This window comes from Paenibacillus sp. NPDC058174 (assembly GCF_042883865.1).
In the GTDB taxonomy this organism is placed as follows: Bacteria; Bacillota; Bacilli; order Paenibacillales; family Paenibacillaceae; genus Pristimantibacillus.
Window position 1 is genome coordinate 2,390,318 of the sequence record NZ_JBHVUY010000001.1, and the last position, 24,722, is coordinate 2,415,039.

Here is a 24,722-nt window from a genome sequence, read left to right on the forward strand (position 1 = left end):
GCCCGGACCCACTTTGCATGCCAATTTTTATTTGCCCGATTTTTTGCCGTTAGATTTGCCTTTGCCGCCCGAGCCGTTGTTCCCTCCAGTACGAGCGCCTCCCGTACGGTTATTGCCGCCGCTGCTGCTGCGGTTTTTATTTTTATTTCCGCTTTTGTTTTTATTTTCGTTCTTGTTCTCGTTTTTGTTCTCGTTTTTGTTTTTGCTTCCACCGCTTTTGCTGCTTTTGTTGTTGTTATTGTTATTGTTATTGTTATTGTTGTTATTTTCGCTTGCTCCGCCCGTCCGATTTCCTTGGGAACCGCCGCAAGACTTGCTTTCTTTTTTGATCGTTTTAATGTGATATAACAATACCTGTACCACTTGTCTGCCATTCACCAGCTTGATCGAATCTTTGCAAACTTCAGCCAGGAAGCCCTCTTGTTTCTCCGGTCCGCCCATGTTCACTTGAACAAATTCTTGGTTCAATGCGCGGATAACACCTCTAAAGTTTGCCGCTTTAATGAAATTGCTGGCGCGTCCGCCGCTGCTGTGACAATTTCCTTCTTCCGCGATGCTTTTGATATGAGCCGTAGCCGCATAAACGATACCTTGCTTCGTGCGCACAACGAGGTAATCGGATTGAATGGAGAGCAGCTTGCCTTCAAAGGATTCAGGCCCTCCGCGGTTGATCTTTACATTTTTCCCTTCCAATTCTTGCAGACAATCACGATCTGTGCCGGCGTTTTGATTGCCAGTATGGTGCTGATTGCTTTGGTGCTGGGTGTTTTGAATTTTGAACTGTCCTGCAAACGGTTGATAGTAACTTCTCATTAGTAAATCCCTCCGGTAATCTTTTATATTCGTTTGATCGGCCTATCTAGCATTCAGAACGATAGAAGTCTACCAATGCCTCTACTCTTCCTACGCATGCATCCCTCCAGTACTTGATTGGGTTCATCTGTCATGGGAGACGATATGTAATATATCTATATGTATCTCTGATATTCGGGGTACTAGATTACTATCTATTTATTTGAGATTAAGTGAATGACCCATGCGATTAATAGAGTTCGAACATAGATTATAGCAACGAGAAAAGGAGGAGATTATGTGTCTCATAAAAAAGTGAATAATCAAGGTAAGCGAAGCGGCGGCGCTCAAGGAGGACGTTCGCAAGGCAACCGCTCCGGCGGACCTCAAGGAGGACGTTCGCAAGGCAACCATACTGGCGGCGCTCAAGGAGGACGCTCTCAAGGCAACCATACTGGCGGCGCTCAAGGAGGACGTTCGCAAGGCAACCGCTCCGGCGGGCCTCAAGGAGGACGTTCGCAAGGCAACCGTACCGGCGGCGCTCAAGGAGGACGCTCTCAAGGCAACCATACTGGCGGCGCTCAAGAAGGACGTTCGCAAGGCAACCGCTCCGGCGGGCCTCAAGGAGGACGTTCGCAAGGCAACCGTTCCCGCGGCAACCGTCCGGGCTGAACCGTTTAAGTTATGAAAGGTAGTGTCAATCCGGGAATCATCCGAATACGGTAAATAAGCACAAAAGCCTATCGGCTACGATAGGCTTTATCTTTTGCCCAAGGGGTGGACCCATGGAAGAGCTTCCGGTTCGTAAAATAACAATCGACTTCGATGATTGGAATGATTTGCTGGAAACCGCAAAACGGGAAAGATACAAAACCGTTGACATCATCATGAATGGAAAACAATATAAGGCACAATTCGGATTCCGCGGCGGACATACGCTGCACTATAGCAAAAAATCGTATGAGGTCATTATTGAGGGAGGCCCGACCCTGCACTGGAACGCGGAGTTTGACGATCCCTCGCTCATCCGTAATGCGCTGTCTTTCCATTTTTTTAACGAAATCGGGGTACCGTCCCCTCTAACGCAGCATATCGAAGTCGAAATCAATGATCGTCCTCAGGGCGTCTATCTCGAGATTGAATCCGTGGACGCAACCTTTTTCAAAAAAAGAGGGATCGGCTTTCGGTCCATCCTGTATGCAAGCAATGACAGCGCCGATTTCAGCCTGATCGATCCCATCCATAAAGGAGATAAAAGCTCGCTTTTCGACGGCTATGAGCTGAAATACGGCAGCGATAAGGTCACAAAACCGAAGCTCATGCGCTTCGTCAGGGGCATTAATCGGTATTCCGGGAAAGAATTTGTCGCTTTTACAGCAAAAAAGCTGGACATCAAGCAATATTTGCTATGGCTCGCCGGTGCCGTATTAACTGGCAACTATGACGGGTTTGATCAGAACTACGCGCTTTATGAGCATCGAAAAACGGGGAAATACCGGATCATTCCTTGGGACTACGAGGGAACCTGGGGAAGAAACTGCTATGGCCGTCCCTGCGGAAGCGACCTGGTTCGGTTTCAGGGCTACAATAAATTGACCGAAAAGCTGTTTCAGTATGCGGCTTGCCGAAAAATCTACAGATCGATTATGAACAATCTGCTGGTCAATCAGTTTACGGTCGAACGAATTGATTCTGTTATTACCCGTTATTACAAGCAAATTTCGCCGGCTATCCGGCATGATTTCACGAGAAAAAGCAGCTACGATACCTTTCTAAATGAACCTTCCTTTATATTGGAATACGTCCGGGAAAGACGCGCCATCATCAAAGCAGCCCTTAAGGCTTGGAAGGCCTGAAGGGCTGCTGCTTCTTCAATATTTCAGTTTTCAAAAGATATCCATGCTTAAGTAACGCTCTCCTGTATCAGGAGCAATGCATAGCACCCGTTTCCCCGGTCCCAGCCTTCTGGCAATTTGCATTGCGGCCCAGACGGAAGCTCCGGAGGACGGTCCCAGCAGCAAGCCTTCCTTGCGTGCAAGGCTCCGCATCGTATTCAGCGCATCGTCATCGGCGACTTGAATAATCTCGTCATAGACGGATGTATTCAGAATTGCCGGCACAAATCCGGGACTGGTGCCTACAAGCTTATGCGGCCCTGGCTGCCCGCCCGAAAGTACAGGAGAGCCCTGCGGCTCAACGACGGCTATGTACAAATCAGGCAGCTCTTTTTTGAGCGTTTCTCCTGTTCCTGTAATCGTTCCTCCAGTGCCTGCCGTCGCTACAAAGGCGTCAAGCCTGCCTTCCATCTGCTCCAAAATTTCAACCGCCGTCGTTATGCGATGAATGTTCGGATTGGCTTCATTCTCGAACTGGTTCGGAATAAAGCTGCCCGGGTTCGCCTGCTGGAGCTCCAGCGCTTTACGGATCGAACCGGGCATACGCTCGGCCGCTGGCGTCAATACAACCTCCGCGCCATACGCACGAACCAGTTGGATGCGTTCCTCAGACATGTTGTCCGGCATGACAAGAATGAGCTTATACCCTTTCGCTGCAGCATTCATTGCCAGTCCAATGCCGGTGTTGCCGCTTGTGGGCTCAATAATGGTGCTGCCCGGCTTGATCAGCCCCTTCAACTCAGCTGCCATAATGAGCGACGAAGCAGCGCGATCCTTCACGCTTCCGCTTGGATTGAACAGCTCCAGCTTTACATAGATATCTGCGCTTCCTTCCTCAGCCAGCCTGTTCAACTTAACCGCAGGCGTATCTCCAATAAGGTCGATAACAGAATCTACGACACGTCTCTTTCCCTGCATCCTCTTCCCCTTCTCCCATACAATTTCCCATTTATTTAAGACTTTAAGACCTGCTTCCGGCCGGCTCTTCTTCCTTCAAGAAAGAACGAAGGAACCACCATCCGGCAATCGGCACAACGCCTACCCCGAACATCAGCCAGACGATTGCCGAAGGCGAATGATTCAAGGGCAGCATGATGAGATATGCGCTTAAGCCGATTAAACGGCCTGCAATAAGTCCGGCTTCACGAAGGACTATGAGCTCCTCCCGCATTTTGACGCTGGCTTCCGACTGGCCAATCAGATCGAATACACGCGACGTAATCGGTATGATGTAAAGCGGCAGAAACAAAGCGGTTCCGATGCCGAACATCAGCAGCGTAGCATAATTAACCTTCCAAAACAGCGGCAGTATAACCAGTCCAAGCATGATCGTTCCTGCGAGCATCGCCTGATTGCGGTTGCGGGGGTTCAATTTCTTGCCGACAAGCCAGAAGCTGATTAAAGCGACCAGCGAAGTGATAAGCGTGTAGCTGCCAAGCTTGCTCTCATCTTTCGTTGCAATATAGACGACGAGACCGACAAGAAACATAAACACCCCTTCGCGTACGCCTTGCGCAACGATCGCTGCGAACATTTTCCTCCACGGATTGCCCCGCTCCGCCAGTTGTCTAAATCCATAGGTCCACTCATATGGTCCCGCGACATGCTTCCGCTTTTCCAGCCAGAAGCTTAATATAAAGGCAATGCCAAAAACGACTAGCGACAGTGTAAAAATAAGCTGGTATCCGCGGTCGCCGCTCAGTGTGGTTATAAGCAGGCCGGAAATCCACGGCGCGATCATTCCCGCCGTTGAGCCGAGCAGCCCTGCAATTCCATTAAACCGGTCCCGGTTGCCCGGCTCCGTAATTTCAAAGTAAACGACGTTATACGCCAGCCAGTAAAAGCCAAGCGCCATGCCGCTAAGCATGCCAAGCGGGATGCCATAAAACCGGGCTTGTTTGCCCAGCATAAGTACGGTGAAATAAAAGACCCCCGACAGCACGATGCCAAGACGGAGGCTGTTCATTTTGTTATGTTCCTTAACCCACTTGCCGGCGATATAGAACGTAATGCCGCCGAGCGCATACTGCCCCAATGCAAACCAGCCGATCAGCATATACGACTGGCTGGCCTTCCATAAGTAGACCGGCACAAAAGTGCCGGATAACGCGCTTGCGATACCGAACAGCCATTGGACGGCAAGCAGCAAAGCTGCCTGCGAGCCCAACGCGCTATTACGGGCGGCGCCATGTCCGCGAGAGACGGCCGATGCAGGTTGCTTGATCAAAACGAGTTCCCCCTTTTCCATTGATGGATGCAATGGTGGAATTACGTTTTGTAAGTTGCCCTAAATGGCCGGCCTGCATGCGGCTTTCATTTTCCAGAGGGAAATCAGTCCTGCGGAGTTAGCGCTTTAAGCATCCGTTCCCGGTCCTTGTCACTCAGTATGGAGGACGTGTTAAAGCAGGAAGGGCATACATAAAGCGTCGTCTCGATCGGCGATTGCACGAGAGCACGTCCAACCGCACCATGTATTGTTGGCTCGACGTTCAGCTTCTGCTTGCCCGCTTCAATCATATACTCCCGGCATGACGGGCACTCAGGCGCTTCCTCCTGCTCGTCTACAACCCGGCGAAGCGTTTCCTCTACAGCCATCCAAGCCCGGTTCGTCTGGCGGAAGCCTTGATCCGTATCCTTCCATGCTGAACCGCCGCCATAGGATTCATCTTCATCCCCGGCATCCCACTCCGGCTCATCTTCAGCATCTTCTTCGTCTTCCGTGTCATCCCCTTGATCCAAGCCGATTTGCAGCGTACGATAGCCGCTCAGCTCATTGTCGCAATGCGGACAATGCTTCTCCGGTCCGATTTCCTCATCCCATACGATCTCGGTCATACACCATGGACAGATGGTTTGTTGTTCTTGCTCCATTGTTCACACCCCGTTTAATTGTTCATTAAATAAATAACGCCAAAAACAAAAAATAAAATGGCAACGACCAATAAAATGCCCCATAAATATTTCATAGATTCCCCCAGCTATAAGGTAACAGTCGCCCCAATGACATAGGAAAGGGCGATCGAGATCATCATCGCAATAAAACCGACAGCGCGGTTGTCTTTGGCAATCTCATCGTCAATGCGGAATACCGGCGTCAAAAACTCAAACAAGAAATAAGCCGCCAGCAATATAATGAAGCCGAATGCGCCCCAGATTAAGCTTTGGTAGATTGAATCGTTAGCTTCTATTGAAAACCGGAAAATATTGCAGATGCCGAAAATTTTGCCCCCGGTCGCCATCGCTACTGCAAGATTGCCTTTCTTAATTTCGCTCCAGCAGTTGTATTTGGTAACCAGCTCAAACACAAACAGAAAGACGATAAGCGACAGGACGACAAGCGATACATATACGAGCGATGCCGCATAGGAATTGCTAAGCAAACGGTCGACTTCGTTTTCCATTCTTCTTCACCTCGCTGCGGTTGATAATGCAAGCTTCGACCTAAGCCGGCAGCTTGTTGATTACGATAGGCGGGCGGAGCTACTTGAGCTCCGCCACCGTTACGCCCGTACCGCCTTCTCCATAATTGCCAATCCGGTATGATTTGACCAGGCTATGCCTCCGCAAATACTGCTGGATGCCTGTTCGCAACACGCCTGTGCCTTTGCCGTGAATAATGTATACCTGACCCATACCGGCCAAGTACGATTCATCCAGGAAACGATCAACCTCGATAATCGCTTCCTCCAAATTTTCGCCCCGCAGGTCCAGCTCCATCCGGACCTGATCCTCCTTGGACCGCTTCAGGCTGGCGGCTTGCTTCGGCTGCTGCTGCTTGACTGCGGCGGATTGCTTAATGAGCTCCAAATCGTCCAGCGCAACCTTCATCTTCATAATGCCGAGCTGAACCGTCGCCTCTGAGCCGCTTATATCGACAACTGTTCCTTTTTGGTTCAGGCTGTAGACTGTAACCTCGTCGCCCGGCTCGATTTTGGCAGGCTTGCCTCCTGTTCCCGCGCCGGCCGCTTTCTTCTTCCTGGCTAGCTCCGGCGCAGCTTCATCCAGCTTGCGGCGGGCCTCGATCAGCTTATGCTCTTTAACGGAAGCGCCTTCCTCCAGCGCCAGCTTGCGCAAATCGGCAATAATCTGCTCGGCCTCTTTCTTAGCCTTCGCAACAGCCGCCGCTGCTTCCTCTTGTGCTTTCAGCAGCAGCTTGTCACGCTGTTCTTCGAACCTCGTCATATCGGCTTCGTGACGGGCGCGCTGGCGCTCCATTTCTTGACGCAGCGATTCTGCTGTCAGCCTCTCGGATTCCGCGCTCAAGCGATTTTCCTCAAGGGATGCGATCATATTCTCAACCCGCTGATCCTCTTCGCTGACTTCTCCGCGGGCGTGGTCGATAATCTTTTTATCCAGCCCCAGTCTCTCGGCAATCGCAAATGCATTGCTTCGTCCCGGAACGCCAACGAGCAAGCGGTATGTCGGACTTAACGTCGCAACGTCAAACTCCATGCTCGCATTAATAACACCTTTGCGGTTATAGGCATACGCTTTCAACTCGCTATAGTGCGTGGTGGCAATAATTCGGCTGTCTTTGCGGTGCACATGCTCTAGTATAGCGATAGCAAGCGCTGAGCCTTCTGCAGGGTCGGTACCCGCGCCAAGCTCATCAAGCAGGACAAGACTTTTCGATGTCATGGACTGCAAAATGCGAATAATGTTCGTTAAATGGCTGGAGAACGTACTCAGACTTTGCTCAATGCTTTGCTCATCGCCGATATCGGCATAAATCGCATCAAACACGCAAAGCTGGCTTCCGTCCTCAGCCGGTACGAACAGACCCGACATTGCCATTAAGCTGAGCAAGCCGATTGTCTTCAGGGATACGGTCTTACCGCCTGTATTGGGACCAGTGACGATAATCGCCGTGTACTGGTTGCCCAGTTCAACATCCAGCGGAACGACACGATCCGCTGCAATGAGCGGGTGACGGCCGCGCTTCAGCTTCAGGAAGCCGCGGTCATTCATTCGAGGCAGCGTGGCCTTCATCTCATGCGCCATACGCGCTTTCGCATAAGCGAAATCCAAACGGCCGATCAGCTCAAGATTGTACAGCAGATCATCGACATGGTCGGATGCCAGCGCCGTAAGCTTTTGCAAAATCTTCTCGATCTCGCGCAGCTCCTTCGCTTTGAGCTCTCTAAGCTTGTTGTTCATCGCAACGATCGTTTCCGGCTCAATGAAGAGTGTGGCTCCCGAACCGGACTGATCATGGACGATGCCGCCGAAATTTGAACGGTATTCCGCCTTGACCGGGATTACGTAACGGTCATTGCGGATCGTAACGATCGCATCCTGCAGCATTTTTTGCACAGAGCTTGAACGAATCATCTGCTCCAGCTTCTCTCGAACCCGCGACTCTCCGCTGCGCAGCTCGCGGCGTACGGAAGCAAGCTCTGTACTCGCGCTGTCCAGCACTTCGCCCTGATCATCGATACAGTCGAAAATCGCATCCTCAAGCGGCTTGTGCTCCGTCAGCTCATCCGAGGTTTGATGCAGCAGCGGAATCGGGTCATCCTCGTGAAGCACTTCAATATGCTTCTTGACCCGTCTGGATCCGCGAGCGGTCAAGGCGATATCGAGCAGCTCTTCCGGATTGAGCGTTCCGCCAATGCGAGCACGGTGAAGCGGACCGCTAATGTCGACAATGCCGCCAAAGGGAGCATTCCCTTTCAAACGGTCGGCTTTATAAGCTTCATCCGTCGCTTGAAGCGACAGCTTCACGAGCTCCAGATCAGAGCTTGGCTGCAGACGTTCGACGACACCTTTGCCAAGCGAAGTTGCAGCATGCTGCTCCAATTTATGTGTAATTTTATGAAATTCAAGTGTGGATAAAATTTTGCTGTCCAAAGTAACACTCCTCTCGCCACTTTATTATATCCGAACCTAGGCGCGGATGCACGAATCATACATGGATAAATGATTTATGGTCATACTACAAAAGAATTCGAAATGCCATTTCACCAGTGCGCGGGCTGGCCCCGGACGGAAGATGACCGGAAGCCTCAAGCGCAAATTATTGGGAGGTTGTGGACATGAATTTTTTAGGCCATGTTGTCAGATTTATCGTTTCAGCGCTTGTACTGATGGTTGTCGGGTGGATTGTTCCCCAGTTTAGCGTCGGCGGCTTCTGGAGCGCTTTTTTCCTTGCTTTGGTTATTGCAGCCCTGGGCTGGATCATCGAAGGAATTTTCGGTAAAAAGGTTACCCCTTTTGGCCGCGGTATCGTTGGCTTTATTGCCAGTGCCGTCGTGATCTGGGTCGCACAATTCATCGTCGGCGGCGTTACCGTTACGTGGCTTGGCGCCATACTCGCCGCGCTCGTCATCGGGATCATCGACTTGTTCATTCCGGTCAGTACGCCGTATGAAGCTGGCCGAAGCAGCCGCGATCACGATTAGACCTGCAACGAATCACGTACCACAGAAGATCAGCCCTTGATCTCGTTTGTTGGAGATTGAGGGCTTTTCTTTTCCGGGCAAGATTGTCACCGGGCTGTCACTGCAAAGCAGCTTATAATCGGTTACAATAGAGCTTGAAAAACAATTATTTCCGTTTCAAGGAGGAGCTCGTTTTGAAAAAATGGATTTTATTCGCGGCAGTGCTTTGCTTGGTTGCCGTAATTGCAGCTTGCGGAAGCAATAAAGGAAACAGTGAACCAACAACAAGCGGCGTATCAGAGCCAAACACGGCAGCGCCTGAAGTCGTTATCAAAGCAAAAAACTGGGAATTCGATAAAGCGGAATACAAAATTAAAGCAGGCGAGCCTGTTAATTTGACGCTTGAATCCAATGGCGGCGTTCACGGCATCGATATTGCCAAAACCAATATAAAGATCGCCAACAAAAAGACGAAAGCGGTAACGCTTGAAGCCGGTGAATACAATATCGTCTGCAACGTGCCATGCGGCAACGGGCATGCGAGAATGACAGCCAAGCTGATCGTTGAATAATAAGGCCAGTGCCTAACAGCCTTCTGATAACCGATTCTGTATTCGGATATCAGAAGGTTTTTTTATGAACTGGATAGGGGATAGGATGCGCTAATTATAATCGAAAGTTTGCTTTTCCCAAAAAAAGACTGATGGCCCTTCCTCTTCCCCTGCATTCATCGCTCTGCTATCATTTCATATACTGGATATAGTTGTATGATTGTTGCCGATTGGAGCAGATCAGGAGGGATGGCTAATGAGCTTACTCGATAAACGGGTTGCGATCGTTAGCGGTGCGGGCAGCGGACTTGGAAGAGCAGCCTCGCTCGCATTTGCAAGAGAAGGAGCACGCGTCGCTTTGCTTGGACGCAGGCGCAGCAAGCTGGAAGAAACCGCCGGCCTTATTCTCCAGCAAACCGGACAAGAAACATTAATTATTCCTACCGACATCACCGATGAAAGACAGATCGATTCGGCCGTTCAACAAACAATCGGGCAGTGGGGTGCTGTTCATGTCCTGCTAAACAATGCGGCGGTCATGGAACAAGGCACTGTACTGGAATTAACGACAGAAGAATGGCAATCACAGGTCGCTACCAATTTAACTGGACCCTTCCTGTTGACGAAAGCTGTTCTCCCGGCGATGCGGTCGGCGAAATACGGACGTATTATCAATATTACTTCTGCGCATTCGCGGAACGGCTCCGGCGGCTTTGCCGCTTACAGCGCTGCCCAAGCCGGGCTGGAATCGCTCACTCGGACGCTTGCCGACGAAGAATATGAATACGGCATTCTGGTCAACTTGTACAATCCCGGGACGCTGCGTACCGAAATGCACGCCACGGGCAAAGATCCTGCTGTCGTCACGCCTGATCTCATTCGATTAGCCAGCCTTCCGCTCGGCGGCCCGACAGGTACGATCGTCAGTTACGGATAGATCGCATTAATAAGGATAAAGGGGCTGGCCCCGGGTCGTATCGATCCGGCGGTCAGCCCCTTCTCTTCCCCAATGAATAATGAATGCCAATCAGCTCTGCTCGATTAGTTCAATCCATTCATTGTATTCCGTTTGAAGCTTTCGATATTCATTCGACAGCTTGTCGAATTGCACTGCTATCCGGTCATGCTCCTCTTGCAGCCGCTCTACTGCAGCCTGCGCCTCGTTACGCTCGATCTCAAGCAGTTCCATACGCTCGTCCTGCGTGCCCCGCTGCTGCGATGCAGCGGATGCTTCAGCAAGCGCCTGCTCCAGCTGTCTGCGAAGCGTCTCCTCAGATTCCAGCCGCTGCTGCTCGGCAGCCTGCAGCTTCTCCGCCGTCTGCTTCACTTGCTCCAGCTCTTGTCTTCCGGCCTGAAGCCGGTCATCCAATTCCTTCTCCCTCGCAATGGCCGCCTCTATTTGCTGGGCAGCAATCCGCTCCCGGGCTGCGATAAACTCGAATTGCTCCGTCAGCTCACGCTCACGGGTTTTGTAAGCTTCCAGCTCATCCAGCTGTTCGAGCTCACGAGATTCTGCATGCTCGATCGAAGCCTTCAGCTCCTTCAATTCGGCTTGCAGTGCTTGCAATTGCTCCGTATGTCTCAGCTGCTGCTCCTCCAGAACGCTCTCAGTCTCACGAGTACGCGTTACAAGCTGTTTCTCAAGCTGCTGCTGCCGCGCGGCATACAGCTCGCTGGCGTCCAGCTCCGCTTGAAGCTCGCGCTCCAGCTCTTTATGGCGCTGTTCAAGCGAATCATATTGCTCCAGATGCTGAAGCAGATGTTCCTCAAGCGATTCTTGGAACTCCAGCTCCCTTTTCTTGCCCAGCTCTGCAAATTGCCGCTCCAGTTCTGCAACCTCGGCCTGATGGCTTGCGGACAGCTCCCCAGTCTGCTCTTCGAACCGCTGGCGCTCGGCTTGCTGCCGTTCCTTCAGCTGCTCCAATTGGACCAGCTGCTCCGCTTGCTCAAGCTCCAGCTCCTCGCGGCGTTCCGACTGCTTCCTGACCTCAGCCTCGAACCGTTCTTGGAGCTCTTCAAGCTTCACTTCATTGCTGCGTCCAAGCTCGCTCCGTTCCGCCTCGAATTGACGCAAGCTTTCCTCCGCTTGAATCTCCGCTTCAGCCAACTGCTCTTTGAGCGCATGAAGCTCCGATTGCAGCTGCTCTTGCTGCTGAGCAGCAGACAGCTCCAGCTCCTGCTTCTCCTGCAATTGCTGCTCCAGCTGACGGACTCGTTCTGCCGCAAGAGCTGCCTGTTCCGTCAGCGTTTCCACTTCGCCAAGCGCCTCTGTCAGCATGCTTTCCTGCTCGGAGCCGAGCTGCTCTTGTGACTGCAGGGATGAACGCAGCGCTTCTTCCTGTTCCATCGCCTGCATCAAATGATCGTCCGCAGCCTGAATGCGCTGCTCGAATGATGCCTTCTCCGCGCTCCAGCTCTGCTGGAGCTCATCCGCCAAGGCTTGCAAGCGCGACTTCTCTTCCAGCCAGCTGGCTTTGCTTTGTTCAAATTCACTTTGCAGCTGCAGCCGGCTTTCTTCCAGCAGCTGCGCATGCTCCGCAGCTTTGGCTTCAGCTTCGGCTATGTATCGCTCCTCAATACGAGCGGCATCGTTTTTCCAGTCTTGCTCCAGCTCAATCAGCTTCGCAGCGGCTGCCTGTTCCGCTTCGCTCGCTTTAGCGCGAAGATCAGCCATTTCCGCTTCTTGCAGTGCAAGCAGCTCCGACAGCTCGTCTTTCTCGCGGGCCAATTGAGCTTCCGCCTCCGCTTGACGTGCCGCTAGAAGCGCTTGCGACTCTTCCTGCTGAGCTGTAAGACGTTGTTCCATCTCGGTGCGCAAAGCTGCCAGCTGCTCTTCTGCAGATGCCCGTTGCGAACTCAATTCTTCTTCCAGTTGCAATTGCAGAGTAAGCAGCTGCTCCTCTGCTTCGTTGCGCTGCTCGGCCAGACGCCGTTCTGCTTCAACTAATCGTCCGTCCGAATTGGATTGCAAGGACGCCAGCTCCGATTGCAATTGCGCCAGACGATCTTCCGCTTCCTTCTGCTGAATATTCAGCAGCTCTTCTGCCGCAGTCTGCTGCTCGGCCAAACGCGCTTCTGCGTCAGCCCGCTGCTCAGCCAATTGCTGCTCGGCTTCCTCCGCACTCGCCTTCAGCCGTGCAGCTGCGCTAGCCCGCTCATCCTCAAGCTGCTTCGCTGCTGCCGCAGTCTTCTCCGCAAGCAGTTCCGCTGCGGCCGACCTTTCCTGCTCCAGCGCTGCCTTTGCTTCCGCCTCCTGCGTCTCAAGCAGCTCCGCAGCAGCAGCCTGCTCCTCCGCCAGTGCCGCGGCGGCCTTCGCCAGCTCTTGCTCCAGCTTCTCTGCTGACTTCGCTTCCTGCTCTGCGAGCAGTGCGGCTGCGGCCAACTTCGCTTCTGCCAGTACCGCCGCCGATTTCGTCTGCTCTTGCTTCACCATCTCTGCCAGCTTTGCTTCCTGCGCTGCAAGCGTCTCTGCCGACTTCGCTTCCTGCTCGGCAAGCAGCTCAGCTGCAGCCGTCTGCTCCTCCGCCAATGCCGCGGCAGCTTTCGCCAGCTCTTGCTCCAGCTTCTCTGCTAACCTCGCTTCCTGCTCGGCAAGCAGTGCGGCTGCGGCCGACTTCTCTTCCTCCAGTGCCGCCGCTGCTTTCGCCAGCTCTTGCTCCAGCTTCTCTGCCGACTTTGCTTCCAGCGCTGCAAGCGTCTCTGCCGACTTCGCTTCCTGCTCGGCAAGCAGCTCAGCTGCAGCCGTCTGCTCCTCCGCCAAAGCAGCTGCCGCTTTCGCCAGCTCTTGCTCCAGCTTCTCTGCCGACTTCGCTTCCTGCTCGGCAAGCAGCTCCGCTGCAGCCAGCTGCTCTTCCGCCAGTGCAGCTGCCGCTTTCGCCAGCTCTTGCTCCAGCTTCCCTGCCAACTTCGCTTCCTGCTCTGCCAGCAGCTCAGCCGCAGCCGACTGCTCCTTCGCCAATGCAGCCGCTGCTCTTGCCCGTTCCTGCTCCAGCGCCGCGGCAGACTTCGCCTCCTGCGCCGCCAGCAGCTCAGCCGCTTTGGCCTGCTCACGCTTCAGCGTCTCGGCAGCTTGCGCCTCCTGAACGGCAAGCAGCTCCTCAGCTTCTGCCTGCTGTTCAGACAGCTTGCGCGCAGCTTCCTCCAGCTTTGCCGCGAGCTCTTCCGCCGCTTCTGCAACAGCGGCAGCCAGCTTCGCTTCATGCTCGGCTTCATGCGCCTCAAGGTCTGCCTTCGCTTGTTCACGCAAGGCGGCAAGCTCCTCCTGCAAGCCCGACGTCCGCTGATTCGCAAGCTCCAGCTGCTCAGCCAGAACAAGACGTTTCGCTTCGGAATCATGAAGCGTATCGTTCTCGCGGCGAAGCCGGAACACCTCCTCAGTCATTTGCACAGCCGTCAGCACGGCCAGCTTCGGCATATCCAGACGAGGATAGCCTATTGCCAGCTTTTTCATCGTATCGTCAATGGTGCTGGCAACTCTTCTCATATATTCAATATTGGAATGGCCCTTAAGCTTATATTGGTTTCCGTATATATCAACGGTTACGACGGTTTGATCAGCATCCATCATAAAGGAATCCTCCTATAGTCTATCTCTTGATCGCTTGTCATAGATGAAAGCCGGACAGCCCGTAATAAACCTGCCCGAACTTATAGAAAAAAGCCGCATCGAAAGCTCACAAGGAACTATTTCGATGCGACTTTGGAGGTTTCCTGCCTACTTTCTCAATTCTGCGGCAAAAGATTGTTCAAGCTCCGCAACTACCTTCCCGTGAAGCTCCGTAACCTCTTCATCGGTCAATGTGCGGTCAGCGTGACGGTAGACAAGCGACAGCGCAACGCTCTTCTTATCCGTGCCCAGCTTCTCGCCGGTAAATACGTCGAACACGCGAACCGACTCCAGCAGCTCGCCTGCCGTCGCCCATGCCGAAGCGGTCAGATCAGCCGCCGGAACGGAACGGTCCAGCACGACCGCAATGTCCCGCTGCATAGCCGGATAACGCGGCAGCGCTTTGTATTCGATATCGAACTCAGCCTGCTCATAAAGCTCATCAAGCCCGATTTCCAGCACATAGGTGTCAGCCAGGTCGCTATCATGCTGAAGTGCAGGGTGCAGTTGACCAACGTAGCCGATCGTTTGTGCGCCTCTTGCTGTTTCCAGCACGACTGCTGCTGTGCGGCCCGGATGGAAGTGCTCCGGCTGTGCAGCCTCGTAACGCACTTTCGAGGTCAGTCCGAGCACTTGGAACAACGTCTCGAGGACGCCCTTGGCATCATAGAAATCAACCGGCTCCGCTTTGCGGTTCCACTGCGCCTCTGTCCGGCTGCCCGTCAGCAGGGCAGCGAAACGGTGCTTCTCTTGCGGCAAGCGCGTCAATACTTCTTCATCGGTGTGGAACACGCTGCCGATTTCGAATACCGATACCGATTCGTTTTTCCGGTTGCGGTTGTAGACGGCCGTCTCAAGAAGCTGGGCAACCAGCGTCGTGCGCAGCACGCTGAGGTCCTCGCTCATCGGCATCGCCAGCTTCACCGGCTTCTGTCCTTCGCCCGACAAAGCAGGGAACAGCGCTGTGCGCTCTGGAGAAGTGAATGAATAGCTGATCACTTCATGGAGGCCAGCGTCAGTTAATCTCCGGCGCAAATCACGGCGGATTGCCTGCGGCTTCGTCAAGGCTCCCGGCGTTACATCGCCATGAATCGGCGTCGTCGGGATATTTTCATAGCCGTACAGACGGGCAACTTCTTCAATCAAATCAACGTCGCGCGTAATGTCGCCGCGGCGCGTAGGCACCTGAACGTTAAACTTGCCTTCATCGCCCAGGCTGTAACCGAAATTCAAACGCTCGAAAATCGTCTGAACCTCCAGCTTCGAAAGCTCCGTTCCCAGATAGCCGTTAATTTTGCCCAGCGAAATGCCGATTTGTGCCGGTTCAGCTTTAGCCGCTGCAACCTCGACAATGCCCTCTGTTACAAGGCCGTCAGCAAGCTCAGCGATCAGCGCCGCTGCGCGGTCCAATGCAGGAATGACGCGGGCAGGATCCACTTCCTTCTCAAAGCGGATGCTCGACTCCGAACGCAGCCCTAATTGGCGCGACGTTTTGCGAATTGTGCCGCCGTCGAATTTAGCCGACTCCAGCAAAATATTAACGGTGCTCTCGTTCACTTCCGAATTCGCTCCGCCCATTACGCCTGCAAGGCCGATCGGCTTCACTCCATCAGTAATGACCAGCATATGCGGCTCCAGCTTGCGCTCCTGATCGTCAAGCGTTACAAGCGTTTCGCCTTCTTTGGCAAAACGCACTTCGATTTTCCCGCTTTGCACGGCATCCGCATCAAAGGCATGAAGCGGTTGTCCATATTCCAGCATAACGAAGTTCGTCACGTCAACGACGTTGCTGATCGGGCGAATGCCGGCTGCGATCAGGCGGTTTTGCAGCCAAAGCGGCGAAGGACCGATCTTCACTCCCTTAATATAACGGGCGCTGTAATGTGAGCAGTAGTCAGGCGCGCTGACCGCTACGGAAACATGGCTGTCCGTACGCTCCGGCGTATGGTTAATCGTATTTTCAGGCAGCTTGACAGGACGTCCTGTCAGTGCGCCGATTTCGTAAGCAACGCCCAGCATGCTCAAGCAATCCGAGCGGTTTGGCGTCAGGTCAAGCTCAAGCACTTCATCATGAATGCCAAGCACGTCGGCGATCGGCGTTCCGATCGGCGTCGATTCAGGCAGCACGAGAATGCCCTCCTGCTGCTCCTTCGGCAGCAGCTTGTCATTCAGGCCGAGCTCCTTCGCGGAGCAGATCATGCCCTGCGACTCCACGCCGCGCAGCTTCGCACGTTTGATGCGGAAATCGCCAGGAAGCACAGCGCCGATTGTCGCTACCGGAACGCGCTGGCCAGCCTCAACATTTTTCGCTCCGCAGACGATTTGCAGCTCTTCGCCGGTGCCTACGTCCACTTTACAAACGTTCAGCTTATCTGCATCCGGATGCTTCTCGCGGGATGTCACATAACCGACTACGACACCGGTTACTCCTTTGTCACGGGACTCCACGCTATCAATTTCGATGCCTCCGCGCGTCATTTTCTCAGCCAGCTCCTCAGCCGTGAAGCCGGACAGATCGACATATTCATTCAACCATTTATAGGATACTTTCATCGCTTGATCTCCCCTTCCTTCCGTTACATTTTCGCAAATTGACTTAAGAAGCGCATATCGTTCGTGTAGAAATGACGGATATCGTCAATGCCGTATTTGAGCAATGCAATCCGTTCTACGCCCATACCGAATGCAAAGCCGCTGTATTTGGCCGGATCATAGCCGCCCATTTCCAGCACGCGCGGATGCACCATGCCGCTGCCCAAGATTTCCAGCCAGCCCGTGTGCTTGCACATCCGGCAGCCATGTCCGCCGCATTGTACGCAAGTCACGTCAACCTCAGCGCTAGGCTCTGTGAACGGGAAGAAGCTCGGACGAAGACGGATTTCCGCCTGCGAGCCGTACATTTGCTGTACGAATTGCAGCAGCGTGCCTTTCAAATCGCTCATCCGGATGTTTTCGCCGATTACGAGCCCTTCAATTTGATTGAACTGGAAGGAATGCGTCGCGTCGTCGTCATCTCTGCGATACACTTTGCCAGGGCAAATAACTTTAACCGGTTTGCCGTTCATTTGCTGCATCGTTCTCACTTGTACCGGAGACGTATGCGTACGCATCAGGATATCGTCTGTAATGTAGAACGAATCCTGCATATCGCGGGCCGGATGGTTTTTCGGCAGGTTAAGCGCCTCGAAGTTGAAATAATCAGTTTCTACCTCAGGACCTTCCGCAATCGTATAACCGAGGCCTACGAAAATATCCTCGATCTCCTGTGCCACTTTGTTCAAAGGGTGAACCGAGCCAGTTGGCAGCGCCTTACCCGGCAGCGTCACATCGATCGTCTCTGCACGCAGACGATTTTCCGTCTCCGCCTGGAGGAATGCCGTTTGTTTCTCTTCGATAACAGCTTCAATCGCTGCCCGGACTTCATTGCCGACTTGGCCGATGACCGGACGTTCTTCGGCGCTCAAACCGCCCATGCCGCGGAGAATTTCCGTTAAAGCGCCCTTTTTGCCCAAATATTTCACTCGCAAATCATTCAGCAGCTGCGGGCTGTCAACCTGCTGCAGCTCCTGCAGCGCCTCGACGCGCAAAGCTTCCAATTTCTCTTTCATCAACATTCGCCTCCGTTTTTACCATCTCTCGTTTGGGACAAACAAAAAAAGGCCCTTTCTCCCCGCAAGGGACGAAAGAACCGTGGTACCACCCTAATTTGGACTGCTGCCGGCGCAATACGGCCGCCTTGCTGCAATCCCTCATTCCCATAACGGCGGGAACCGGACATTCCCTACTCGCGCATGTGTATGATGCATGCGGTTCAGGCGTCTGCTCCGGAGTGAATTTCGTCAGTCTGATCTCGTAAAGACGCTCTCAATCTACGGCGTCTTCTCCCTGTGCGGCAGCGCTGCTTACTTGTCTCCATCTCGGCTTTCAAGCTTATGGATCAGTTATCAAACATTAGTCTCTATTATATGCAATTTCTGCAACGGTTGCAACTTCGAAAGGCTGCTAGGAATCAATTCGCATCATCATCTCTTCCAACAGGCGAATTCTGGCAAAGGACGCCCGCAGCAGCCCCATTCCAATCTCCGGATACAGGCGGATCAGACGCGCCATATCGTCGCCATCAAGCTCCAATACACGCACTTCGCCAAGCAGAGACTGCGCGGATACCGACGACGGCGTACCATCGAGAGCCGATGTTTCCCCGCATACATCGCCGGAGCCAAGCACGCCAATCGTGCCTTCCCAGCCGGCAGCGGAAATGCTGGTCAATTCAACATTGCCTTCGACGATGACATACATTGCCGTATTTGGCGTTCCCCGCTCCAGCAGCTTGGCATCATCCGCCCAGACGCTCTCTTTCGCAATGGTTGCGATTAACCCGAGCTCCTCCAGCGATAAATCGGCAAAATAACGGACCTGCCGCAAAAACACCACTTTATTTAGTCGTCCCATTGCCTGTTCCTGCGACATGTCCTCACCCTTCCCTTGTTGGGCTACAATAGCCATCTCCCGCCACCAGTCATCCGATTCCGCGAGCGCCTGCTCCATTACACTCTCGGCACCAGCCTCAGGCAGACGATCTTTCAGTCCGGGAGAATCCTCCCGCTCCAGTACAAGGAGCAGCCGCTGTGACAATCTGCGATCGCCGACACCTTCGGCAAGCACTTCCCAGCCGTTGCTGCGAATTTCCTCATCGGGGTCGCCAGCCGCTTTGCGGACAGCATCCACCACCTGATCATCTGCCAAGGCGCCAAGCACCGACCATACCCCGTCGATGTAAAAATGACGAACTTCTTGCAGCCTCAGGCCCGCCAACTCAGCCATATCCTCCCGTCCCATGGCAGCAAATGCAGCGCCATATCCAGCGGCATCTTCCAAGTGAGCGAGCCGCAATAATGCGGATTCAATAAGCCGGGAGCGAATTTCGTCCTCAGGAAGCAGCTTTGCCAGTGCCTGAATCGCAATCGTCCAGCGCTTCGGATGTGCGCCATCCAGGCTGTCAAGCAGCGGAGCAGCTGCCCTCTCTCCAATCTGAACGAAGTAATGGAATACCGTCCGGGTCATTTCCTGGTCCATTGTTGGCAAGCCCTGAAGCAGTTCCGGCAGCAAACCGTCCTCGCCCAGCTCGCCGAGGCAAGCAATGGCCGCAACGCGGGCGGCGGGATGCTGATCATGTACGAGCTTTTCAACCTCAGGGATGAAAGACTTGAGCTTCAGCTCCGCGACAACCCGGCAAATATAGACAGAAGCTTGTCCGCCTTCCTGCAAAATACGGTGAATCACTTCAGCGCATGCCTCAAAGCTTGGCGCGTTATTGAAGGAATACATCGCCTTCACCGCTTCCGCCACAACGGCGGGATGACGGTCAAGCAGCTTCTGCCGCAAAAAGTATAAAGCCTGATGCTCCATATGCTTCATCCGGCCGATCTGCCGGACGCCCTCCGCACGCAATTCATCGTCAGGGTCCTCCAGAAAAGCCGCGATCTTCACCATAGCTGTTAAATCAGCCTGCTCCAAATTCATCGCACGCACCGCCGCCACCCGAATCCGGGGACTCGGATCTTCAATCAGCTTCAGCAGTTCGGGCAGATCTTTCGGATTTTGCAGACGGCCTATAATTTGAAGGGCAATTTCCTTGGCCGGATCATTCTCTTCCTTCAGCATGCCGCCTATTCTCGCCATTGCAGCCGGATTGCGAACAAGTTCCTCGAACTGCTCCGTCAGATCAAGCTCACCAGCCGACTGTACGCTGCTTACCAGCTCGCGCATATAATATTTGCGTCCGATCCAGGCCAAGGCAAGCAGCAGTACCGAGCCGCATAAGCCGACAAGCGAGAGCAGCGTCCATGACATTCCCAGCCCGGAATGAAGAAATTGCAGAGCAGCGCCCGCCATAATACCGGCTGATGCGGCGATGCCCTGAGCCGCGTAGCGGTAGCTGTCCCGCTGAGCCAGCGGGAAGGTTTTGAAGAAAATCTGATAGGACGGCTCCGCCGAATAATAGAGCAACAGATAGAGCAGCATATAGCCCGCAGAAATGATAGGCAGTGCAGCAGATGAGCCAATAAGCATAACCGCACCAGCAAATGACAGTACATAAATTGCGGAAATTGCTGTCAGCATTTGGCTTGCGCCAAGCTTCGCCATCAGTTTGCCCGATACAGTCTGCAACAGGAAAGCAAGTATGAACAGCACCATTGTAATCATCCCGAAATAACGGCTAAACTCTTGTTCGCTAGGATAAGAAATTCTCGTTACGTTCAGGAACTGATATTCCATTAAAAAATAAAGCGCCGGCATGAACGTCATCAGCAAAATGACCGTAAGCAAAAACGGCGACCGGAGCGCATGACGGAACACAGCTCCTGTCGTAAGCGCCGGAGCCTCCTCACGGAAAGCTTCCGCTTTTAACGACAGCGGCACCAGATATTTTCCAACCACCTGATTATAATTACGCCAAGCGAGCAGAAGAAGAACAGCACCGACCGCATAGATCGTCTCCGGACCAAAGCCGATGCTGATCGCTTGGGCTAGCAAGCCGGCCGCCACGCCGCCTAACGTTGCAGCCCCGACAAATATCGGCATCAGCCGTTTGGCCTGCTGCGTCTGGCAAGTATCAACAGCGAGGCTCCACAATAAAATCGTCTGCTGCCTGACGACAAAGTTAGAGAAGATGAACAGCACAGGGTAGTACCATAACAGCTCTACACCGGCAAGCTTCAGCGTCAGCAGCACGAGCGCATTGAACGCCACGATGCCCAGCATTATTCCATACATGACCCGCATCAGCTGCGGCTTTGGCAGCCTTCCCGCAAGCCAGGACAACAGCCAGGCCTCAAGCGGTAAAATAACCGCTTCCGCTGCATAAACGTAAGGCAAATACTCGCTGCCAAGCCGTTGATTGAACAGCGTCATGAAGCCGTTGTAATTGAGCATTTCGGCAATGCCGCATATAAAAAAAACAGGTGCCATCAAGATCAGCTTGCGCTGATCCTCGGCACGGGCGCCTATTGCGCCTAACATTCGTTCCATATTCATAGGCTATCCATCCGTTTCGCACACTCATTAAGCCCGTATCTGCGGCTGAACGGCTAAGCGCTGTATAGTAGTTTCCGATAGTAGATTAACCGGTCCTCGCCGTCAAAATAATAATCCGGGCAGCGGCCTACCAGGCTGAAGCCGTTTCGTTCGAACAATCTTCTTATCGGCAGGTATTCCGGCAAATCGCAAGTATAAGTGATGATATAACGAGAGTGAATGAGCTGCAGATAAGCGAACATTTCGGCAATCAGCGCTGAAGCTACGCCCGTTTTGCGGTACTCACGGTGAACAACAATATAGTCCCAGCTGTAGCCGCCTGTTTGCTGCTCATTTTCCGCAATACTGTTGATCGCAATAATTTGCCCTGCTTCATCGACGGCGTACCAGAGCACAATTTCCTCGGCTAAAGCGCGGGAAGGGAGCTGCTGGAAATGGGTTAATTCCCCCGGCGTATAGCGTGTGTCGTCGAACGACTGATCCGAAAGCAGAAAATGAATAAGCCGCTCTGCATCCTCTGCCCTTGCCAGCTTCTCAATCCGAAATTGCCCTACCAGCATAATCCCCACTCCTTCACAGCTTTCCAGAACATACGAATACATTCGTCTTATACGGCAAGCGTGCCATTCCAGCCCTCTGTCGAGCCTTTCTGGTAATATTCGTCGCAAAGATAGAAATACAGCTTGGCCGCCTTATCGGACCGGTTCTGCTTGATCACTTCAATAAACGTCTCCCGTGCGTCCAAAAACCGCCCTTCCTGACAAAGCAGGATGCCTTTCTCGAATAGCGGCTTCGTACGGTCTTTCAACAGCCTGATCGCATCGGAATCGCCTTCATAAACGTCTATCAATTCGATCGGCTCGTCCTTGCCGTCAATCCGGATACGGCCCAGCGAACGATGCCGGAACCGCTCCGGCGAACGCAGCTGCCCGAAAAACGTTCTAGTCGCTAGGATCGGCGAGCCCATCGTATCCGAGATTTTTTCAAGCGTTGCGGTCATATTGACGTCATCAGAGATAATATTGCCTTCCATCCGCTGCTCTTCTCCGACGATGCCGAGCATGAGCGGCCCCTTATGCAGCGCCATGCCCAGATCAACAGCCTTGTAGCCGGATTGGCGCAGCTGCTCGTTATATGCGGCGAGATCCCTGCGGATTGCAACAGCTGCACGAAGGGCATCATCCGAATGCGCTGGAAACAGCGCCATAAAGCCCGCTCCCAAATATTTGCTGATCAGCCCTTCCTCCTTGCGGACGAACGGACTGAACCGTTTCAGGAACGTATTCATGAAGTCAAAGTTTTGCTTCGGCGACAGCTGTTTGGACAACTCGTGGAACGAACGGATATTCGCAACCATGACGGTCATATTCTGCTGAACCTGGTCGCCAAGGTGAATGTCGAGTATCCCTTTTTTGCCCAAATATTTGAAAAACTGCTGCGGTACGAACCGGTGCGACGCTTCGCTGAACGAAGTTACATCTTTAATATAATTGCGGATATGCTTGGCCATCAGATTGAATTGTTCGCCAAGGTCGCCTACCTCGTCTTTGGACCGGATATGAACCTCAACATTCCAATTGCCATTAGCCATATCCATAACGCTTCTGCGCAGCTTGCGCAGCGACGAGAGCATAAAATAGGTAGTGCCTGTAACAAATGCAATAAGCACAAGGCTGATAATACCGATATTGATAACGATGCTTGAATAAATGGTTTGATTGGACTGATAGAGCACATTCAGATCACGGCCGGTCTCGTAGATGCCCACTACTTTTCCCGATGAATCATAGATGGGACCAATCGCATACAGCCACTTGCCGGTAGCGTCCTCCCATTTCCCGGTCAGTACCTCGCCCTTGTCAATCACCCGCTTATTGTCCTCGCTGAGCGGGAAAGGCTTGTACATATTGACGCCGTCGTCGTCGTCCATCATGATGAAGAGCCCGCCGTTCTCATATTTATAGAGGGTGCTGTACAGCCCTTTCCGGTTGGCATCGTCCTCGCTCTCAAACAGAAAGGTCATTTTATTATAAATGTCAGTGTAGTTCGGGCTTCTGTAATCTCTAGGGGAAGTCAGCTTGTTCAACTGATCTCCATTGATGATGTTTTGTCCGTTGCGTGCAAGAAGGGACAGCTGACGCTGCATTTCATCCTCCATCCGGCTGGAAAAGCTGTTATAGACGAAGTTGCACAACAGCACCATCGAGATTGTCACGATCGGAACCAGCATCACGACCTGCTTGACGAAAAGCGATATTCTGCGGTTCAGCAAATGAACATAGACGAGCCGCAGCATCGTAATGACAACGGCCAGCAAAGCCGCTGCAGCAAGCCAGGCCAGCCAGCCCAGCAGCACCGTCTCCCGGTCGTATGAGACACTGATAATGGCGGAATTGCCCGCTTCCTTCATATTCAAATTCAGCACGCGGTCGTCCAGGGCAATATGGAGCTTTCCGCCTGAGCCAACCGAAAAATCCATAATTTCGATACTCTCAGCTCCGGCCGCCTGGCTTTGTAGCAGCTTTTCGCTAAGATCGACACGCAGACCGCTCGAATCATCGGCTTTCATACTGGTAACGGAGTTAACAAGCCTGTCGATGAAGTACAATCTGCCGTCAGAGTGCAATTGCAGTGCTTCGGGAAAGTTGGTTCGCGTGCGGTTCATCCCTTCCAGCGGATAGGCCATCGTGCTGGCGCCGTCTGCTCCCACCCGGAAAATCGCACCGCGTTTCGTCGCATAGAAGATTCTGCCGGGTTCATAGCCTACAATCTCTGAAAGGTACCGGTCATCAGGCACTTTAAACCGGAATGCTTCTACAGGCTGGCCGCCGCTCTCCTGCAGGTTCAAGCGATTGAGTACAATTTCTTGCTCTTTGTCAAAATAGAAATAGAGCGATTGATCCTGAAGCTGAAATCCTTGAATTTGACCGACCCTTTTATTCGTGCCGTCACCCTTCAAGGTGTACAGAATCTGACCCTCCTGATTATCCGGAGCATAGCGGACAATTCTTTCCTCTTGAACGTACAGCCCGTACTTGTCCAAGACGGTATCCAGCGCAAAGATGGTCCCGTCCGGCGCTGCGGCAACATCCGTGAAATCATGCCTGCCGCCGTCATTGGGATGCTGCCGGATCCGTTCCTCCAGCATGCCGTTCTCATCCATCCGAATGATTTCCTGGCGGGAGTCGCCAATGGTCACTAGTCCGCCTTCCGGACCGGGAGCCAGCCGGGATAAATACGTAAGCGCCTTCTTATTATCCGTGGGCAGCGACATCAGCCGATTCGCATTCGGATAAAGCCATAATCCCAAACCTATGGCAGCAACAAGCAGCAATGCTATACTCCACGTTGACCTTCTCATGGACACCATCACTTTCATTTTTCCCTATTTGCTTTTACCGGACTATCAATTAATTCCATAGTACTACAAGTGCCGTGATTTGGCATCAATTTCCTTGTT

Annotated in this window: 17 protein-coding genes; 5 read left to right on the forward strand and 12 right to left on the reverse strand. The window is 53.0% G+C overall.

The features are described from left to right. Positions 1-27 precede the first annotated feature (27 nt). The gene (locus ACFVVF_RS10640) at positions 28-813 is read right to left on the reverse strand and encodes a hypothetical protein (RefSeq protein ID WP_387808164.1); all 786 of its coding nucleotides are present in this window, start codon (positions 811-813) and stop codon (positions 28-30) included. Between the two features lie 279 nt (positions 814-1,092). On the opposite strand from ACFVVF_RS10640, the gene ACFVVF_RS10645 reads away from it, so the two are divergent. Together ACFVVF_RS10645 and ACFVVF_RS10650 are read left to right on the forward strand one after the other, a co-directional pair. Next, a complete protein-coding gene (locus tag ACFVVF_RS10645; protein WP_387808167.1) occupies positions 1,093-1,464 on the forward strand; it encodes a c2 calcium-dependent domain-containing protein 4C-like protein in 372 nt (123 codons plus the stop codon). A gap of 113 nt (positions 1,465-1,577) precedes the next feature. Continuing rightward, positions 1,578-2,648 (forward strand): CotH kinase family protein, encoded by a 1,071-nt coding sequence (locus tag ACFVVF_RS10650; RefSeq protein ID WP_387808169.1) that lies wholly within the window; start codon positions 1,578-1,580, stop codon positions 2,646-2,648. Between the two features lie 30 nt (positions 2,649-2,678). On the opposite strand, the gene cysK is transcribed toward ACFVVF_RS10650, so the two are convergent. The 5 genes from cysK to ACFVVF_RS10675 form a co-directional block, all read right to left on the reverse strand. Further along, the gene (cysK, locus tag ACFVVF_RS10655) at positions 2,679-3,605 is read right to left on the reverse strand and encodes a cysteine synthase A (protein WP_387808172.1); all 927 of its coding nucleotides are present in this window, start codon (positions 3,603-3,605) and stop codon (positions 2,679-2,681) included. 43 nt (positions 3,606-3,648) lie between these two features. After that, positions 3,649-4,914 (reverse strand): MFS transporter, encoded by a 1,266-nt coding sequence (locus ACFVVF_RS10660; RefSeq protein ID WP_387808174.1) that lies wholly within the window; start codon positions 4,912-4,914, stop codon positions 3,649-3,651. A gap of 104 nt (positions 4,915-5,018) precedes the next feature. Then, positions 5,019-5,522 carry a hypothetical protein gene (locus ACFVVF_RS10665; protein ID WP_387808177.1) on the reverse strand — a complete coding sequence of 168 codons (504 nt, stop codon included), beginning with the start codon at positions 5,520-5,522 and terminating at the stop codon, positions 5,019-5,021. 143 nt (positions 5,523-5,665) lie between these two features. Then, the gene (locus ACFVVF_RS10670; RefSeq protein ID WP_387808180.1) at positions 5,666-6,088 is read right to left on the reverse strand and encodes a DUF350 domain-containing protein; all 423 of its coding nucleotides are present in this window, start codon (positions 6,086-6,088) and stop codon (positions 5,666-5,668) included. Between the two features lie 79 nt (positions 6,089-6,167). Beyond that, entirely contained in the window at positions 6,168-8,537 is a 2,370-nt protein-coding gene (locus tag ACFVVF_RS10675) for an endonuclease MutS2 (protein ID WP_387808183.1), read from the reverse strand. A gap of 185 nt (positions 8,538-8,722) precedes the next feature. Here ACFVVF_RS10675 and ACFVVF_RS10680 point away from each other — a divergent pair, with 185 nt between their 5' ends. The 3 genes from ACFVVF_RS10680 to ACFVVF_RS10690 all read left to right on the forward strand — a co-directional run bounded on the left by ACFVVF_RS10680 (position 8,723) and on the right by ACFVVF_RS10690 (position 10,555). Next, entirely contained in the window at positions 8,723-9,088 is a 366-nt protein-coding gene (locus ACFVVF_RS10680; protein ID WP_042163881.1) for a phage holin family protein, read from the forward strand. Between the two features lie 173 nt (positions 9,089-9,261). Then, entirely contained in the window at positions 9,262-9,639 is a 378-nt protein-coding gene (locus ACFVVF_RS10685) for a cupredoxin domain-containing protein (RefSeq protein ID WP_387808185.1), read from the forward strand. 235 nt (positions 9,640-9,874) lie between these two features. Next, positions 9,875-10,555 (forward strand): SDR family NAD(P)-dependent oxidoreductase, encoded by a 681-nt coding sequence (locus tag ACFVVF_RS10690; protein ID WP_387808188.1) that lies wholly within the window; start codon positions 9,875-9,877, stop codon positions 10,553-10,555. A gap of 90 nt (positions 10,556-10,645) precedes the next feature. Here the strand turns inward: ACFVVF_RS10690 and ACFVVF_RS10695 are convergent, their stop codons facing one another. The 6 genes from ACFVVF_RS10695 to ACFVVF_RS10720 form a co-directional block, all read right to left on the reverse strand. After that, on the reverse strand, positions 10,646-14,185 hold the full coding sequence (locus ACFVVF_RS10695; RefSeq protein ID WP_387808190.1) for a hypothetical protein: 3,540 nt from the start codon (positions 14,183-14,185) through the stop codon (positions 10,646-10,648). 147 nt (positions 14,186-14,332) lie between these two features. Next, positions 14,333-16,777 carry a phenylalanine--tRNA ligase subunit beta gene (pheT, locus tag ACFVVF_RS10700; protein ID WP_387808192.1) on the reverse strand — a complete coding sequence of 815 codons (2,445 nt, stop codon included), beginning with the start codon at positions 16,775-16,777 and terminating at the stop codon, positions 14,333-14,335. 23 nt (positions 16,778-16,800) lie between these two features. Next, on the reverse strand, positions 16,801-17,832 hold the full coding sequence (gene pheS, locus ACFVVF_RS10705) for a phenylalanine--tRNA ligase subunit alpha (RefSeq protein ID WP_387808195.1): 1,032 nt from the start codon (positions 17,830-17,832) through the stop codon (positions 16,801-16,803). Between the two features lie 394 nt (positions 17,833-18,226). Beyond that, positions 18,227-21,256: an Npt1/Npt2 family nucleotide transporter gene (locus ACFVVF_RS10710; RefSeq protein WP_387808198.1), complete on the reverse strand. Its 3,030-nt coding sequence runs from the start codon at positions 21,254-21,256 to the stop codon at positions 18,227-18,229. 59 nt (positions 21,257-21,315) lie between these two features. Continuing rightward, positions 21,316-21,822 carry a GNAT family N-acetyltransferase gene (locus ACFVVF_RS10715; RefSeq protein ID WP_387808201.1) on the reverse strand — a complete coding sequence of 169 codons (507 nt, stop codon included), beginning with the start codon at positions 21,820-21,822 and terminating at the stop codon, positions 21,316-21,318. A 47-nt stretch (positions 21,823-21,869) separates the two neighbouring features. Further along, complete coding sequence (locus ACFVVF_RS10720) at positions 21,870-24,623, reverse strand: adenylate/guanylate cyclase domain-containing protein (RefSeq protein ID WP_387808204.1); 2,754 nt, start codon at positions 24,621-24,623, stop codon at positions 21,870-21,872. Positions 24,624-24,722: the final 99 nt, after the last annotated feature.